The organism is bacterium (assembly GCA_012517375.1).
Classification (GTDB): domain Bacteria; phylum Hydrothermota; class Tepidihabitantia; order B3-TA06; family B3-TA06; genus JAAYVC01.
Genome location: JAAYVC010000102.1, coordinates 1 through 15266, shown reverse-complemented (window position 1 = coordinate 15266; position 15266 = coordinate 1). Strand labels below are relative to the sequence as shown.

Sequence of the window (15266 nt, the reverse complement as noted above, 5' to 3'; positions counted from 1 at the left end):
TCAAGCTGGGGATTGCCAAAGTTTTCGCTGGAATCCGAACAAATCTTATACTATACAACTCGTAGTAGAGGACCCCTGCTCAAATATGACCGAGAAGACAGCACTGATGAGGTAATAATTGAGTCTGGAGACGGGGGTACGTTTGCGCCAGGACCGGGAGACAGTCTTTTTGCCCTTGGTGATACAATCTATAATCTTCATACCAACGAGCGATTATATTTTCCTGTCGATCCTCAACTCGTCAAAGGAATGGACTGGAATCCTGCCAATCCGAATGAATTGCTCATTGTCGATGAAAATGGGAGGTTAACTATCTTCAACATAGAAACCAGAAGAAAGTCTATTGTTGACATAAGATCGACAAGAATCGACTTGGTCATGGGAGCGCGATTCTCACCTGACGGGTCGAGCATCGTCTTCACTGGAATAATACCTGCGGACGCAATCGTTGAAAGCCAGATGTGGCTATGGAAGCGCAAAGACTAGGAGTTTGACGTGAAAAAATCGCTTGGCGCAAAGACCCTTATCGTGCCGACGCCGGTATGGATAATCGGCACGTACGACGATGAAGGAAAACCCAACGCCATGACCGCGGCGTGGGCGGGCGTATGCTGCTCGGACCCAGCGAGCGTCTCGGTTTCTCTTCGCGCGGCAACGCTGACGCACTCAAATATCACCAAACGCAAGGCGTTCACCGTAAACGTACCGTCCGAAGCTCACCTTACCGAAGCCGACTACTTCGGCATCGCATCGGGCCGAGACGCAAACAAGTTCGAACGAGCAGGTCTCACGCCCGTCCCGAGCGAACTCGTGGACGCGCCCTACGTCGCGGAGTTTCCGCTAGTGCTCGAATGCGCGCTCTCCCACATTGTAGAGATTGGCCTGCACACGCTGTTCGTGGGAACCATCCTCGACGTCAAGGCGGACGAGGAATGCATCCGTCTCGGCAAGTACCCCGACATCGAGAAAGTTAAGCCCTTCGTCTACTCTCCCGGCTCTAGTGAATACCACGGAATCGGGAAGAAAATCGGAAAAGGTTTTTCAGCGGGCCGCAAGATAGGCTAAGCCTTCACCATCCTCTTCCTCTTTCTTAGGTCTCCGGATTAAAAGCGCTCGGGACAGACCCTGTCAGCTCGCCTCTGGTTCGGTCTTGAAGCCCCGCAGAAACATGAAGACGCCCGCATCTTCGCAGGTTTTCTTGTCAAACGGCGATATGGCAAGCGTGCGGTGCGCGTGCTCCATGGATACGAAGTCTATCCATACGAGCTTGCCCATTACTCTTGCCAGGAGTCTTCCAAGAAGCCCGAAGCCCACGGTGCGGCAGAAGTCTTTCATATCCTCATAGTCGAACCCCTTTTTGCCGTCAATGATGAACATCTCGCCGCCGGGTTTGAGAACCCTGTGCAGCTCGGCAAACATCTTTTTGGGGTTGGGCCAGTGGTGGAAGGTGAAGGAGTTGATAACGAGATCGAAGGTGTTGTCTTCAAAGCTCAGACTGTATGCGTCCTCCCTCTGTGCAATGACGCGACCCGCGAGCTTGTTTTCCTTAATTACCTTCTTGTTGAGATACACCATGTCAGGCGAGAGATCGGTTGAATAAACGGTCAGCTCCGGATGCTTTTTTGCAAGCGCAACGCCGAGATAGCCGGCGGCAGCGCCTACATCGAGCACCTTGCCTCGCGGATTCTTCACGGGAATCCAGCGTGCAAACTGTTCATAAACCTTCAAGAAAAAAACTCTTGTGTAAAAATCGTAAATTCTTGAATGCGGAAACTGAAAAATCGTAGGCTCCATCCTGATTGCCAACTTAACTCCTTTGGTTTAAAAATATTCTTTTATTTCAAATCTCTTAAAAAAGTCTCTTGTATGAACTATATCGTTTTCGTGATGTTTGTCAATACTAACATTTCCCTATCCAGGAATCTTGACTATTCCCGGCTTTTGCGTATATTCAAGCTAATCACAAGGAGGACTCATGAAAAAAACACTGTTTTTTATCTTTCTAGGAGGACTGCTTCTTATCCCCAGCGCAATGAAAGCGGACGAGTACACCACCATGAAGGACATAATGCTCGACCTGGCGAGCTACGTGACCTATCTCGAGGACAGTCTTGACCAGGAGATAGTGCACATGCAAGCCGACATCATAGGCGCTGACGGCCTTTCCTACACGCGCACGCTGCGTTCGGGCTGGACCTACGGCATAACGGCGTTCGGCGACTGGCGCATCTCCGACCTGGATATAACCGTATACAAGAACGTAGACGGAAGCTGGGTGGAGATTGAAAAGGACGAAGAGGTAGACAACAACCCGACGGTAACGGTAGTACCCTCGTCTGACGGCGAGTACAAGATAGAGCTTGACGTTTACGAATGGGACGGCGACTACACAGCCGCGCATTACGGACTCATAGTCTTCCACGAGATGCAGTAAGACGAGTTTGCTTTATAACCGCAAGAAAAGCCCCTTTTGGGGCTTTTCTATTTGATAACAATGCTTGCTCGTCCGCTCGTGAAACCGCATACTGAAAACTCAAGATAAAGAGTATCACCAGGGGCAAGGTCTTTTTTGTATTCGCAATGCCCCAGATTGCTCCTTGCCCATTCGCCTGCGCAGAAGCTTGCGCTGAATGAGCCGTACCGTCCGCGTCTTTTATTCTTACGTCCGAACCGCCGGTCACCGAGCCCCGGGAGCCGTAAGCCTCCACGGCGCTCGAGCGGGTGTAGTGCGCCGCGATGCGTCTGGCGTTGATAGGCCTGGACGCCTGTGGGGTGCAACCCAACACAAGGGTCAGAAGAATAAGAATCAAGAGTTTATTTATACGGTCTCCTGTTCATCTTTCCTTCACACCAGAACTTCCTCAATACTTTTTCCGCCTCCTTGCCCTGGGGCGAATAGCCTGTTGCAGTGATATCGGCAGGGTTCAAGTTCCACAGCCAGAAATATACGGCCTTTAACCAAGGTCTTTGCTCGACAGCCTCGAGAAACGTCCGGTAGCATTTCGCCTGGAGTTCCTGATCGGACCTCCCCCTGCTCTTCCAGTCCCACGGTCTACGGGCTGCGCCTTCGAAGGATCTGTAGCCGATTTCCGTCAAAATGACGGGCTTTTTGTACTCTTTGCTTACTTCTTCGATTCTTTCGAGCCAGGGTTCAAGATTTCTTGCATAATCATCATCGCCGTCCCTCAAAGCCAGGGAAGCATAGAAATCGACGCCGATATAGTCCAGGAGATGCCAGAATCCCGGCCTCCTCAGCGCATACCAGTTGACTGCGAAGGTGATTTCTCCGCAGTATACAGACCTTATTTCCTTGATGATATGGTGCGTCCAGTTCCCGTGCATCATTATCGGCAGTTCCGTGCCTATGCACAGCCGTTCAATTTCAAATTCCCGGGATATTCCTGCGTAATGCAGAATCATTTCGGCATAGGACTTGAACCATTCATTCCTAGCAAAAGGGAAGATAGACGCTCTGAAGGAGCCGTCCTCGACCTCAAGATGGGGTTTAAGCATCAGCTTGAAGCCTAGCGAACGCGCTTTCTCAATCGCCTCGGCCAGTGATGCGTCACTTGCAGTTCTGGTTGTTCTGCAAATCCTGCTTGAGAAGATGTTTTTCTGATGCCACGTCGGCACCAGCGCTGCGGAATCGGCTCCGCATATCTTAAGCTCCCTTAAGGATTTCTTAAACCCCGCGTTGGCGTATCCATCCTCGCTCCATGAAGGGATGTTGAATCCGCGTTCATAACCCGAAGCGCTCACGTCAGTTTGTTCTCAACGAGCATGAGTCTCGCGGTCGCCTCGAGAACCCTTTTGCGATAAGTCCTGGGCGAAAGCTCCGCGGCCCCGAGACGGCCTAGAATCCAGTTTCCCTTCCCCATGAGGCTTTCCCTCGGTATCCGGCACAACCCGTCCGCATCCACAAAACCTGCGAGCCAGGCAAGCGCTTTCTTGAACCAGGGATGGGACGTCGCGGACTCGAACACAGCAAGCGTCTCCATATACCGCAGCAGATAGCCCAGGCATTCGGCATCAAAATCTCCATTCCATCCGGGCAGCTTCATGCTCCAGCCCATCGCGCAATACCGCCGGGGTGTAATCGCCACCACACCGTACCCCCAACGCAGGGACTGGTATTCATCGGTCATTATCCATCCTACCACCTCCTCTGCATTCCGCACGAGCGCTTCGGGCAAGCTGCCCCACGAGTTCACGTCCCATACCCACGGGAGGTGGAAGCGTTTGCCCGTGTAGTGCTCGGGGTTAAGAAAAGGCGTTTTCATCCTCCACACCTTCGGGTAGCCGGGCGGGTCAGGCGCATAAAGGGTCGCGGGGTCGAACCGGGTCCGAACTCCGAGAGTCTTTCGAGTCTCGCCTCTACATGTTTTCGCACCGCAGGATGTCCGTTGTATCCGAGAGCGCTTACGGAGCCTGCGATTAGCGAGGCTGAAAACTCCCTGCCCAGAAATGAGGTGTGCAGGTAGCGGTCGTCCGTGTCGTCGTCGAGCGCTTCAAGAAAATCAAGATACGGTTTTATCCTCTCGTCCAGTTCCTTTGCGCCGCTGCGCACGCCCATATCGTAAAGAATGCCGCAAGCGTTCTCGAAGGCGCGTTCGGTGGAGCCGTGAATGGAGTTGAAATCAGTTTCGCCTGTCAGATAGTCGAGATTTTCCCTCACTCTCGGATATGCGAGCAGCTCATCTTTCGAGACCGTCTTCGGCTCTCTTTCAAGTATCTCGAGCTCCACCCGCCAGCGGATGGGGGCCGAGGCTTCGGAAAGAAGGATTCCTATCGCTTTACGGGAGTTTGTTGAATTCTTCAAGGTACTCATTGTAGATTTCTTCTTTCATATTCTTCTTTTCATCATCGGTTTTATTCCCAAGGAAAGCATAGAGTCGCAAGCAATAAAGACGTTTATCAGCGAGAGAACTCATAAGCGAATTTTCTTTAGAATAGATAGGTTCTGCGATTTCTTTGTTGGAATCTAAGATGAGTATATTTTTGAGGATATCCTTTTCTTCGTCTTGTTCACTCTTGGTTCCCGTTTTCGTCAATGCAATAGGTCTTTCGATATCTGGTTCCCAGAACAACCACATACCCGAATCGATTTGATATTTAGATGACCATTTATCAATTTTTGCATTGAGTATGGTGCTACTTTTGTGAATTCTATTTTCTTCTTCTTCATACCTATTACCGATGAATTCAATGTTGATTAGTAATGTCGGCGGTTTTCTTTCCAGAACAGATTGCGCTTGAGATTTCAATATTATATCGTGAGAGTTATCTATGATGTTTTTAATCAAGGATAAGATATAAGAATCGTCAAACTTATACCAACTATCCTTACCTAGTTTATTTTTGATTTCTTTCTTGGATAAATTGATTTTACCGTCATCAATAAGCTTGATAATCAAACTCTGAAGAAATTTATCGAGCGCTACTGTAGTTTTGTTATATGCAACTCTTTGGTAGTCAAAGTATCTGGATAAAAGGAAATGATCTAAGGGTCTCAAAGCCTTTTCAGTAAAACATATCCGGTTATTTTTGTCTAATCTAATTTGACTTAAAATATACGGCAGATCAACAGATCCGTAAGGTAATTTTGTTGCGTAAGATGTTCTAAGGAGATAGTCAATCCGATCAGCATCTATATCTGAGCTTATGAGACATGGAATAGGATTTTTGTCTGTTCCGGTAAAGATTGGGTAGATGTCTTTTGGTTTGAAACCGCCACTTTTTAGGACCTTCTTTATTTCTTCATCATTCATTAATATTTCTTTACCGACATCTTCGTGTTTTAGAAATTCTATTTTCATATCAGCTTTAGGCGTCGGTGCGCCGGTTGTTTTCAGGATTTTTGGAGTTTTTTCTTGGTCATCGATTTTTTTATTGTATTTTTGCACAGCATGTTCCATCGTATGTGAAAATGGGTAGTGGCCAATATCGTGTAAAAGCCCTGCTAATCGATAACGTTTGATATTTCGTTTACTTAACTTGAAACCATTTTTATAAAGACTTTCTAAGAACAGACCCGTAATATGACACACGCCGATTGAATGAGAAAACCTAGAGTAATCCGCTTCTGGAAAAGCGAGGTGCGCAAGCCCAAGTTGTTTTATATTTCTTAAACGTTGGAATGCGCGACAATCCAGGATTTTTAATTCTGTTTCACTTAAACCTATTGTCCCGTGTACAGAATCATAAATTCGCTTGTAGTTAAAAAGTTCATGGAAATCTATTCGTGGTTTACTCATTGTTTGGATTACGACACGAGTCCAACTTTCTTAAGTTTTCTTTTTGCTACGTCAACGTAAACACTAAGGTGAGGTTTACGATTTTCTATTATCTCCTTAACTTCAATCCATGTGCGACCGGAATTTCTTAAAAAGCAAACAGAAGCTACAAGTTCCAGCCAATCACTTTTGCCTTTCTTAAATTGAAGTTCAGGTTTAAAGATGTCTTGGATTTCCCTTATTTTTTTCGTGACTGATTCTGTAAGCGGGTATTCACTTTTCCTTATTTTTTCTTTATCTATTGCTCTAACTAAGTTATAATAATCGTCGCTCAGCGCAGATGAATATGGCCCTTTTAGATACCAATTAAATTCATACCCCAGATCTATTCCCGATGCTTGTATAAGGCATATGGCTTTCTGTAATGTTTTCCGATCTACAATATTATTTGTTCGTATACGAATTCCCACCTCCTCAAGCAACAGCTTTAATGCTACTAATTTACGATCCATGCTTCTCCTTAGGTTTAGCTTATGTTAATTGTAAACAAATATTGTCTCATGTCAAGCTTATTTCTTTCTAAGCCACGAACTCCATTCCGAACACCTTGTAAACCAGCTCGAGTTTTGTAAAGAGCTCGGCGAGAGCGTCGCCTGTAACCGGCGGATAGTAGGAGAGCGCCGAGAGGAACTCGAGCGTGTTTATTATATCAGGCAGCCGGGTCTTATCGTCTCTGGGAAGAGACAAGAGTATCTCGTTCCAGTGCTCGCTGTCCAAGCGTTCAACCTTTTCTATCAGGAGATTGACGCTCGAAAGTACAAGCGTCTGACATAGCTCGTCCGAGCAGCCAGGGTAGAATGCAAGCCTTACACCCATGGCGGCGCACCATGCCCCGAGGTCATAAGCATAGGTTCCGCAGGGGTCGTATTCGGCCGCGAGCGTTTTAATCTCCACCTGCGTAAAGGCGAAAAGCTTAAGCACGGAATCGGGTTCCAGGCCGTCGTCCATCGCTTTCTCTATTTCGCCGATCTCTTCGACCCTGCGTGAAGCCTTTACTTTGCCCTGGTCGCCGATGAGCTCCATCTCTTTTCTAAGCGCCTCCAGATTCGACTTGATTCTTTCCTTGAAGTGGTTCCTGTCGAGCTGATACAGGTCGAAAGCGTAGCGGAAGTATGCGCCGGCATGGATTATTGGAAGCTCGAGCATGGGTTCTTTCCCGCGGAGCGTGATGTTGTCCGCAGGGGTTGAAACGTGGGGCAGGCACAAAAGCAGGGAGTCGGCCTCCGATGCATCAAGGGCTGGAAGGCTCAGTTCCTGCATGTCGAATGCCCCGAAAACAAGACTTATGACTACAGAAATCAATCTGCCTCCTCTTTATGTTATCAAAAACATTTTAAGGATAAAAGCGGCCGGCGTCAAGCCGGAAAAAAGTTAACTCGAGGAATCTTATCAGAGGGTTGACAAAGCGTTCAAACGCGGTTAAATTCAAGGCTATGGGGAAAAAATACCTACTTTCAATACTGGGCGCGCTCCTTTTTTCGGGAAGCGTTTATGCCCAGACAAAGATTGCATATGTGGACTCGGAAAAGATTCTTGCCGAGTATGAGGACGCAAAGATTGCCCGCGCATCGCTGGACAATTCGATAAGGCAGTGGAAGCACGAACTTGATTCCATGCGCCTGGCTCTGCAGACGACGGAAGACGAGTTCAAGGCCCAGCAGCCTATGCTTTCAGGCGATGCCTTAAGGGCGAGACAGCTCGAAATCGAAAAGATGCGCAAGAAATATGATGATTTCGCTCAGAACATATGGGGCGATAAGGGAAAGGTTGCCGCAAAGAACAAGGAGCTGTTTGACCCTGTGCTGGATAAGATAAACAAGACTATTGAAGAGCTTGCTGCTGATAAGGACATAGGCCTGGTTCTCGATCTTGCCCAGGGGAGCATCATGTATGCCGAAGAAGGGATGGATATGACGCAGGATGTGCTTACCGAACTCAACCGCGAGTATGCGTCTGTTGCGAGTTCAGTAAAGAGAAAGGCGGCGGTGCTTTCGGTTTACCCTTTAGTGCCCAAGGCGCAATTTAATAACCTGAATACCACGGTCCGCGGCGCCGTATTGGACGCGGTGAAGAGCTTTGTAAGCGAGTACAATCTTGAAGTGATAAGCGAAGCCGACATTGCGCTGATACTCCAGAATCACAATTCGAACTTAAGCAGCAAGCTGGACAGCGCGACCGTCGTGGCTGCCGGCCAGAATCTTAATGCCGATTTCGCCTTTACAGGTTCGGTGACGTGGGAGTCCGGCAGGATCGCTTATACTCTCGATTTGTACAACACCAAGAGCGGCGAGAAGTTGTGGACGCTGTCCGAGGATATCGATGAAAAGGAAGAGAAAGATCTGGCGGGCAGAGCTAAAGGGCTGGCGGCACAGATGATCCGATCGCGTATGGCCCCTGCCACAAAATAGCGCCGATGCCTACGACAGCCTTCCTCAATAAGCTTGCAGGAGGAGAGCTTCTGGGAGACGGCTCCCTGGAGATTGTATCGCCATCCTCCTTTGCAGAGGCGGGTGGAAGCGAACTGACCTTCTACGAAGGTAAGGATGCGCAAGCACTTGCCGCATCCATTGCCGGCTGCGTGATAACGTCCCTCAGCCCGACAAGTTTCAGAGCACGCTCCCTCATAGTCGTTGCCAACGTGCGGCTCGGATGGGCTAAAGCCCTTCAGGCGTTTGCGGAAAAGCGGGATGAAGAAGCCGAACGAACGCTCGCATTCATCTCGAAAAGCGCCAGGGTTGACCCTTCGGCGACCATTCTGCCTTTTACCTACATCGGACCTTTCGCGAGCGTCGGAGCTGACTGCACAATAGGTCCCAACGCGACCATCCACAAAAGGTGCATTGTAGGCAGGAATGTATCCATCGGGGCAGGCTCGGTGGTAGGTTCAGAGGGTTTCGGCTATGCAGCCGACGAGCAAGGCAACCACTTCCACATCCCGCAGCTCGGAACAGTCGTTATCGAGGATGACGTGGAGATAGCGGCTGGCGTGACCATCGACAGGGCCGCAATCGGAGAAACAAGGATAGGCAAGGGTACCAAGATTGATAACCTCGTGCACATCGCTCACAACGTGAAGGTCGGGAAAAGATGCATCATAACCGGACAGTGCGGAATAGCAGGCTCTTCCGTGCTTGAGGATGACGTGATTCTTGCAGGTCAGGTGGGCGTTAAGGACCACGTAAGGATCGGCAAAGGCGCTGTTGTACTCGCTAAGTCTGCTGTTTTCAAAGACATAGAGCCCGGAGCATGCGTTTCGGGCATACCTGCAAGACCGCACCGGCTTACTATGCGTGCGCAGGCAAGGCTCTTGAGAAGCGTATCGGAAAGATAATGAAGAAGCAGAGAACAATTAAGAAAAAGATAAGGCTTTCGGGAAATACCCTGTGGGCTAAGGGGGTGACGACGCTCTGGTTGTCGCCTGCCGAACCCGGTACTGGTGTCGTTTTAAGGCGGGTGGATATGAATCCGGCGCTCGATTTCAAACCAAAGGTACGCAACGCGTCCGTGGAATCCAATCGTGTGATAATCAGGAACGGTCAGTTCAAACTCTCCTTCGTCGAACATCTTCTGGCGGCAATATACGGACTTGGCGTTGACAACATCACGGTCGATATTGACGGAGAGGAACTGCCTTTTTTCGACGGAAGCTCCTCCGAGTACGTAAAGGCAATCAAGAGAGCGGGCATCGTTGAGCAGGATGCGCCTCCCGAAAAGCTTTCCATTAAGAAATCGTTCATCCTCATCTCTAAAGGCAGGGTGTTCTATCTGAGCCCTGCGCCGAGGCTCGGAATCAGCTACGTTTTCTTCCACAAAGGACTTAACTTAAGGCGTTTCCTTGATGTTGGCGCGATATTCGCAAGGTCTATCGCTCCTGCAAGAACGTTCGCATCAGGGACATTTCCCGAGTTCGAGTATCCTTTCGGCGTTCGGAAAAGCAAAAAGCTCAGCTTTCCTTATCCAGCAAGATTCTCGGACGAGATGCTGCGGCATAAGGTTCTTGACATGGTCGGCGACCTTGCACTTCTCGGAAAGCAGCTTGCCGCGCATATCTGGGCGTTCGGAACCGGCCATCTTCAAACCCACGAGGCCGTTAAATTACTTCTTAAAGAAACTTAAAAGAACCAAGGAGGTTCTTAGTGTCGACAATGAATATTGACGAGATTCGTGAAAAACTGCATCATCGCTATCCCTTTCTCATGGTGGACAGGGTAACAAGGCTCGAGGACGGCGAGATTTGGGGCTACAAAAACGTAACCCACAATGAGCCTTATTTCCCCGGTCATTTCCCGGAGTTCCCTGTGATGCCGGGCGTCCTTATAATAGAAGCGATGGCTCAGCTCGGAGGTCTCATAATCCTTGCGAAGAAGGATAAGACCGAGGAACGCAACATGCTCTTCATGGGCATTGATAAGATTCGTTTCCGCAAGGCAGTAAGACCGGGAGACAAGCTTGAGATGCACGCACGAATAGCGATGCACCGCAACGCCGAAAAGACCGAGCAGGCAAGGATTGAAGCGCAAGCGCACGTAGATGGTGAACTTGCAGCATCAGGCACCTTTCTGGTAGGACTGTTCCCGAAAGAATAGCGATATGCTCTAGATACCTTCTCGTCGATCAGATAATGAACATCCATGAAACCGCTATCGTATCGCCTGGCGCCATTCTCGAAAAAGGCGTTAGGGCAGGACCTTATGCGGTGATAGAGGAGGGGGTCAGGATAGGAGCCTCAAGCACAATAGCCGCACATGCGGTCGTTAAAAAGGGGGTTGTTACCGGAGTCAACTGCTCTATAGGCGAGCATTCGGTAATAGGCGGCAAGCCTCAGGACACGAGTTTTAAGGGAGAGGAGAGTTTTGTTTACATCGGCGACAACGTATGCATCAGGGAGTTTGCAACCGTCCATCGCGCCACGGGCAGGGGCAAGGCTACGGTGATAGGCTCAGGTTCGCTCATTATGGCTTATGCACATGTTTCGCATAACTGCAGCTTGGAAGAAAACGTGGTGGTCGTGAACGCAGTCCAGCTGGCAGGTTATGTACGGGTCGGCGAGGGCGCATTCATTGGAGGCTCATCAGGCGTTCACCAGTTCGTGCGAATTGGCAGGCTTGCCATGGTGGGCGCGCACTCTTACCTGACGCAGGACTTGCCGCCCTTTCTTCTGGGTTCGGGCCATCCTTTCAGGATTGTAGGCGTCAACCGTGTTGGTCTTGAAAGGGCTGGCTTTTCCGAGGAGAGCCGGATGCTTGTAAAGAAACTCTTCAGAATCGCCTACAGGAGTCAGGATACGCTCGAACAAGCCCTTACGCCTGAAGAGAAGGACACATTCGAGGCAAGGGAGTTTCTTGGTTTCATGAGCGACTCCACAAGGGGCGTGCGTCTTAAATTATCCGATGAGGCGGAAGCTTGATAGTGGTCCAGGTCAGGGTCGTACCAAAATCGTCAATCCAAAAGATAGAAAGGCTTTCTGAAACCGCACTCAAGGTGTGGCTGCATTCCGCTCCCGATAAAGGCAAGGCAAATTACGAACTTATTGAGGTTGTATCCAAATTCTTTTCCATACCCCGAAGCCGAATTAAAATCATCAAGGGCGAGCGCTCCCGAACAAAAACCCTTGCTATTGACACGGACTCTCTTTCCCGTAAGATTGAGGGTCTAAACAAGGAGGCGTGATGGCCAGATACTTACTGGCGTTAATAATACTTATCGCTGCAGGCGTCACGGTTGTAGCCTTGGACTGCGATAATATAAACGAACAGAATTACAGGACGGAGCTGGAGGAAGTGAATGCTTTGACAAGAAGCGTAAGCTTGACCGAGTTTGAAGAACCGTCGGCTTATTCGCTCATCGATTTCTCATGGTCAGGGCTGGGAAAAGAGCAGGGTGAGTTCATAGTGCTTGAAAGGAAAGATGCTTACGATTTCCTGGCCGTCGACTCAATGAATTTGAGCGGCGCAACCATGAGCTTTAATGATCCTGATAGTCTGGTTCCAGGGTCCAGTTTCGAGTACCGTCTGCTTCTGCTGCACAAAGGCAGGGCATCGGTGGTTCGTGATTTTACCTGCAATACAATGGAGCCTTTAACGTTCCTCATCAAAGACACTGTATACGTCCTTCAAGAAAACGAAGAAGCGGCAGAAAGAACGCAAAGCGGTCCTGAAAGAACAAGACTAGTATTAGAATGGAAACCATTGAAGGATGTTTCATCGTACAAAGCCCAGCTTATGACCCTTAAAACTCTTGCTCCTGTTCCCGACGGCCAGGTGTTCCTGACAAGGGATATAAAATCAACCGGAAAAGACAAAGTTGTATGGGAGATAGACACGGATAAGCTTGTTCCGGGTGAAAACTATATCCTTAAAGTCAGCGTTTATGCAAAGGACGGAGTTTTTTCGCGTTCTTCAGAGGGTTACAGGCTTTTTGTATTCTCGAAGCCGTTGACAAACATTGAAAAACCTAAATGATCGAGGAGGGCATTAAACAATGAATGAAGAAATGAGAAAAGAGAACAGATCCATATGGGTAACAATCGGAATATCAGCCGGTGTTGCCCTTTTAGTGTCGCTTTTAGTTACTGCAGCGTTCAACATCCCTTCATTGCTGGGATTGTTCAACCGGCCGGTTCCCCAGTTTGAGGGCATGACCCTTGCCGAAGCCCAGAAGGTATCTCAAAAATACCGAATGGTTCTCAAGCTTGCAGGCGAGGAGTCGAGCGAGCTTGACGAAGGAGTAATAATAAGTCAGAATCCTGAAGCAGGTACAAGGATAAAAAGGGGAGAACCGGTAAGCGTTGTTATAAGCAGCGGAAAACCGACCGTATCGATTCCGGATTTGAAGGGTTTTGATCTTGTGCATGCAACCGAGATGCTGCAGGCAGCAGGCCTTTTTGTGGAAGACGTGGTTTCCGAGCACGATTCGGTGGACGAAGACCTCATCATAGGCACGAGCCCTTCGGCCGGCCAAAGGGTAGAAAAGGGCTCGATGATTACCCTTTACGTGAGTCTTGGACCGAGCGAGATAGATGTCCCCAAGGTTACGGGGAAGCGCCTGAGCGATGCCAAGAAGATACTTGAAGATAAGGGCTTCACCATAGGCGATATCCGCTACGAAGTGACCACCGAGTACTACCAGGGCATAATAATGAGACAGGCGCCTGCGGCTGGCCAGAAGGCAGCAAAGGGTTCGGAGGTAGACCTCGTTGTCGCAGGAGTGCTGCGTTAATATGGCCGAGAAGAAGGGTTCACGAATCTTCCTGCGTGTTCTTTTGACAATCGCAGGTCTGATAGCCGTCTTCGTAGTGGGTGTTCTTGTAGCAAACTTCATAGTTATGCCTCTTATAGTAGGGAAGAGCAAGAACATAGAGATTCCGAACGTCGTGGGCATACCGCTTGAAGAGGCGATTGTAGTTCTTGACGAAAAGGGTTTTCAGGCTGTCGGCGACCAGAAAAGACCCGATACCCTCTATGAAGAAGGCGTCGTTATAGAACAAAAGCCTGTAGGAGGAACGAAGGCAAAAAAGGGCCGCCTCGTGCAGCTGGTCGTTTCGAGCGGCGTAGAGGCCGTCAGAGTTCCGTATCTTCTGGGTCTCACTCTGGAGCAAGCCACATCCATAGCAAAGAGGCGCGGGTTTGAGATTGAAAAGCTCGATACCGTGCAGAGCGATACGATTGGCCCAGGCCGCATCGTCTCGATGAAGCCCGACCCCGAGATACGCGTTACGCCGGGAACCAAGCTCCACCTCTACATCTCCGCCGGTTCAGCGGACAAAAACATACCCATGCCGACTGTGATAGATATGCCGCTCGATCGCGCCCGCTCCGTTATCGAGCGTGATTCTCTCGTTCTTGGCGATGTTGCCAAGATGCCGATGCAGGGCAAGGGCGGAATAGTGATTCTGCAGACACCTGACCCTGGCGTATTGCTCAAAGCGGGCGATACCGTTCGAGTTACGGTAGGTCAGGAACCCTGATCCTCACACCGTCTTGTCACGTCGGGCAGGGGACAGGACTAAAAAGGTTTTAAGATGATTCAGGTATCAGCATCCATATTAAACTGCGATTTTTCTAGACTTGGAGAAGAAATCGGCGCGGCTGAACGCGCCGGCGTGGATGCATTCCACCTCGACGTGATGGACGGCCACTTCGTGCCGAACATAAGCTTCGGCCCGCCCGTCACTTCACACATCCGCAAGCTGACCGGGCTTCCCCTGCGTGCGCACCTTATGATTGCAGACCCCGTAAAGTACGCGCCCCGGTTCATTGAAACCGGCGCGGACGAGATACTCTACCACGTGGAAGTAGCCACAGACCTCACGCTCGCCCACCTCCTCGAACTTGCAATTCCAGTAGGTGCGACGCTTAACCCCAATACCCCGCTCGAAACAGTGTACCCCCTTCTGCCAGACCTCTCGCAGGTTTTGCTTATGAGCGTTTACCCCGGGTTCGGCGGTCAGGGCTTCATTCCTGAAACTGTTGATCGCATATACAATCTAAAGCGTGAGATAGAACGCCAGGCGCTCTCAACGCCCATCTCCGTTGACGGCGGGGTCAACCCTGAAACAGCTCAAGGAATCCGCGACGCAGGCGCCGATATCCTCGTCGTGGGCTCGGCACTCTTCCGCTCACCGGACTACGCTGAGGTTGTCCGCCAGGTCAAGGGACTGTAAACCGCTCTCCTTCAAACCCTTACAACGTCATTGCTAGGGAGCGGCTGGAAGCCGCATGGGCCGAACGCTCACGTTCGGCAAACGATCTTCCAGACCGCACACCCCCACCCAGCCTCCCCCATCAAGGGGGAGGGGTAGCCGCCGGAGGCGGCATTGGCGGAAATTCTTTCCGCATACGAGCGATCGAAGCAACCTCACAGAGCCAGTCTGGTGTTTTGATGCACTGCCTTGGGATTGCTTCGATTTTGTCGGACAAAATCTCGCAACGACACTTCCTCCACATGTCATTGCGAGACGCCGAAGCCGGCGTG

At 49.9% G+C, this 15266-nt stretch carries 21 protein-coding genes; 13 read left to right on the top strand and 8 right to left on the bottom strand.

The genetic code is table 11. The annotated features are described in order from the left end of the window. Positions 1 to 12: 12 nt before the first annotated feature. Together GX441_11390 and GX441_11385 are read left to right on the top strand one after the other, a co-directional pair. A complete protein-coding gene (locus GX441_11390) occupies positions 13 to 486 on the top strand; it encodes a hypothetical protein (GenBank protein ID NLI99246.1) in 474 nt (157 codons plus the stop codon). 9 nt (positions 487 to 495) lie between these two features. Further along, positions 496 to 1065 (top strand): flavin reductase family protein, encoded by a 570-nt coding sequence (locus GX441_11385; protein ID NLI99245.1) that lies wholly within the window; start codon positions 496 to 498, stop codon positions 1063 to 1065. Between the two features lie 63 nt (positions 1066 to 1128). Here GX441_11385 and GX441_11380 read toward each other — a convergent pair whose 3' ends face one another. Beyond that, positions 1129 to 1806, bottom strand: a complete 678-nt coding sequence (locus GX441_11380) for a class I SAM-dependent methyltransferase (GenBank protein NLI99244.1) — start codon at positions 1804 to 1806, stop codon at positions 1129 to 1131. 169 nt (positions 1807 to 1975) lie between these two features. On the opposite strand from GX441_11380, the gene GX441_11375 reads away from it, so the two are divergent. Beyond that, complete coding sequence (locus tag GX441_11375; protein NLI99243.1) at positions 1976 to 2434, top strand: hypothetical protein; 459 nt, start codon at positions 1976 to 1978, stop codon at positions 2432 to 2434. Here GX441_11375 and GX441_11370 read toward each other — a convergent pair. The 7 genes from GX441_11370 to GX441_11340 form a co-directional block, all read right to left on the bottom strand. Then, complete coding sequence (locus tag GX441_11370) at positions 2409 to 2786, bottom strand: hypothetical protein (GenBank protein ID NLI99242.1); 378 nt, start codon at positions 2784 to 2786, stop codon at positions 2409 to 2411. The two genes, GX441_11375 and GX441_11370, sit on opposite strands and share 26 nt — an antisense overlap. 28 nt (positions 2787 to 2814) lie before the next feature. After that, the gene (locus GX441_11365) at positions 2815 to 3759 is read right to left on the bottom strand and encodes a hypothetical protein (GenBank protein ID NLI99241.1); all 945 of its coding nucleotides are present in this window, start codon (positions 3757 to 3759) and stop codon (positions 2815 to 2817) included. Next, entirely contained in the window at positions 3756 to 4280 is a 525-nt protein-coding gene (locus GX441_11360) for a hypothetical protein (GenBank protein ID NLI99240.1), read from the bottom strand. The genes GX441_11365 and GX441_11360 overlap by 4 nt, the downstream gene beginning before the upstream one ends. Continuing rightward, the gene (locus GX441_11355) at positions 4277 to 4828 is read right to left on the bottom strand and encodes a hypothetical protein (protein NLI99239.1); all 552 of its coding nucleotides are present in this window, start codon (positions 4826 to 4828) and stop codon (positions 4277 to 4279) included. Before GX441_11355 ends, GX441_11360 begins: the two co-directional genes overlap by 4 nt. Next, the gene (locus GX441_11350; protein NLI99238.1) at positions 4794 to 6254 is read right to left on the bottom strand and encodes an HD domain-containing protein; all 1461 of its coding nucleotides are present in this window, start codon (positions 6252 to 6254) and stop codon (positions 4794 to 4796) included. The genes GX441_11355 and GX441_11350 overlap by 35 nt, the downstream gene beginning before the upstream one ends. Before the next feature lie 8 nt (positions 6255 to 6262). After that, positions 6263 to 6745 carry a hypothetical protein gene (locus GX441_11345; protein ID NLI99237.1) on the bottom strand — a complete coding sequence of 161 codons (483 nt, stop codon included), beginning with the start codon at positions 6743 to 6745 and terminating at the stop codon, positions 6263 to 6265. 67 nt (positions 6746 to 6812) lie between these two features. Then, on the bottom strand, positions 6813 to 7595 hold the full coding sequence (locus GX441_11340; GenBank protein ID NLI99236.1) for a hypothetical protein: 783 nt from the start codon (positions 7593 to 7595) through the stop codon (positions 6813 to 6815). Positions 7596 to 7726: 131 nt separating this feature from the next. On the opposite strand from GX441_11340, the gene GX441_11335 reads away from it, so the two are divergent. The 10 genes from GX441_11335 to rpe are packed head-to-tail and all read left to right on the top strand — an operon-like array spanning position 7727 to position 14955. Then, positions 7727 to 8701, top strand: coding sequence for an OmpH family outer membrane protein (locus GX441_11335; GenBank protein ID NLI99235.1), 975 nt, complete (start codon positions 7727 to 7729; stop codon positions 8699 to 8701). A 5-nt stretch (positions 8702 to 8706) separates the two neighbouring features. Beyond that, positions 8707 to 9624 (top strand): UDP-3-O-(3-hydroxymyristoyl)glucosamine N-acyltransferase, encoded by a 918-nt coding sequence (locus GX441_11330; protein NLI99234.1) that lies wholly within the window; start codon positions 8707 to 8709, stop codon positions 9622 to 9624. Further along, complete coding sequence (locus tag GX441_11325) at positions 9624 to 10409, top strand: UDP-3-O-acyl-N-acetylglucosamine deacetylase (GenBank protein ID NLI99233.1); 786 nt, start codon at positions 9624 to 9626, stop codon at positions 10407 to 10409. Before GX441_11330 ends, GX441_11325 begins: the two co-directional genes overlap by 1 nt. Before the next feature lie 29 nt (positions 10410 to 10438). Then, entirely contained in the window at positions 10439 to 10879 is a 441-nt protein-coding gene (fabZ, locus tag GX441_11320) for a 3-hydroxyacyl-ACP dehydratase FabZ (GenBank protein NLI99232.1), read from the top strand. Positions 10880 to 10914: 35 nt separating this feature from the next. Continuing rightward, positions 10915 to 11700 carry an acyl-ACP--UDP-N-acetylglucosamine O-acyltransferase gene (gene lpxA, locus GX441_11315; protein ID NLI99231.1) on the top strand — a complete coding sequence of 262 codons (786 nt, stop codon included), beginning with the start codon at positions 10915 to 10917 and terminating at the stop codon, positions 11698 to 11700. After that, complete coding sequence (locus tag GX441_11310) at positions 11700 to 11963, top strand: DUF167 domain-containing protein (protein ID NLI99230.1); 264 nt, start codon at positions 11700 to 11702, stop codon at positions 11961 to 11963. Before lpxA ends, GX441_11310 begins: the two co-directional genes overlap by 1 nt. Next, entirely contained in the window at positions 11963 to 12754 is a 792-nt protein-coding gene (locus GX441_11305) for a hypothetical protein (protein ID NLI99229.1), read from the top strand. The genes GX441_11310 and GX441_11305 overlap by 1 nt, the downstream gene beginning before the upstream one ends. 19 nt (positions 12755 to 12773) lie before the next feature. Then, complete coding sequence (locus tag GX441_11300) at positions 12774 to 13511, top strand: PASTA domain-containing protein (protein ID NLI99228.1); 738 nt, start codon at positions 12774 to 12776, stop codon at positions 13509 to 13511. Between the two features lies 1 nt (position 13512). After that, positions 13513 to 14259: a PASTA domain-containing protein gene (locus tag GX441_11295; protein ID NLI99227.1), complete on the top strand. Its 747-nt coding sequence runs from the start codon at positions 13513 to 13515 to the stop codon at positions 14257 to 14259. 54 nt (positions 14260 to 14313) lie between these two features. After that, on the top strand, positions 14314 to 14955 hold the full coding sequence (rpe, locus tag GX441_11290; protein ID NLI99226.1) for a ribulose-phosphate 3-epimerase: 642 nt from the start codon (positions 14314 to 14316) through the stop codon (positions 14953 to 14955). Positions 14956 to 15266: the final 311 nt, after the last annotated feature.

Bases quoted from the DNA above. Each gene is read 5' to 3' on its own strand.
- GX441_11375 (NLI99243.1), top strand. From the start codon at position 1,976: ATGAAAAAAACACTGTTTTTTATCTTTCTAGGAGGACTGCTTCTTATC.
- GX441_11360 (NLI99240.1), bottom strand. From the start codon at position 4,280: ATGAAAACGCCTTTTCTTAACCCCGAGCACTACACGGGCAAACGCTTC.
- GX441_11355 (NLI99239.1), bottom strand. From the start codon at position 4,828: ATGAGTACCTTGAAGAATTCAACAAACTCCCGTAAAGCGATAGGAATC.
- GX441_11350 (NLI99238.1), bottom strand. From the start codon at position 6,254: ATGAGTAAACCACGAATAGATTTCCATGAACTTTTTAACTACAAGCGA.
- GX441_11345 (NLI99237.1), bottom strand. From the start codon at position 6,745: ATGGATCGTAAATTAGTAGCATTAAAGCTGTTGCTTGAGGAGGTGGGA.
- GX441_11335 (NLI99235.1), top strand. From the start codon at position 7,727: ATGGGGAAAAAATACCTACTTTCAATACTGGGCGCGCTCCTTTTTTCG.
- GX441_11330 (NLI99234.1), top strand. From the start codon at position 8,707: ATGCCTACGACAGCCTTCCTCAATAAGCTTGCAGGAGGAGAGCTTCTG.
- GX441_11325 (NLI99233.1), top strand. From the start codon at position 9,624: ATGAAGAAGCAGAGAACAATTAAGAAAAAGATAAGGCTTTCGGGAAAT.
- fabZ (NLI99232.1), top strand. From the start codon at position 10,439: ATGAATATTGACGAGATTCGTGAAAAACTGCATCATCGCTATCCCTTT.
- lpxA (NLI99231.1), top strand. From the start codon at position 10,915: ATGAACATCCATGAAACCGCTATCGTATCGCCTGGCGCCATTCTCGAA.
- GX441_11305 (NLI99229.1), top strand. From the start codon at position 11,963: ATGGCCAGATACTTACTGGCGTTAATAATACTTATCGCTGCAGGCGTC.
- GX441_11300 (NLI99228.1), top strand. From the start codon at position 12,774: ATGAATGAAGAAATGAGAAAAGAGAACAGATCCATATGGGTAACAATC.
- GX441_11295 (NLI99227.1), top strand. From the start codon at position 13,513: ATGGCCGAGAAGAAGGGTTCACGAATCTTCCTGCGTGTTCTTTTGACA.
- rpe (NLI99226.1), top strand. From the start codon at position 14,314: ATGATTCAGGTATCAGCATCCATATTAAACTGCGATTTTTCTAGACTT.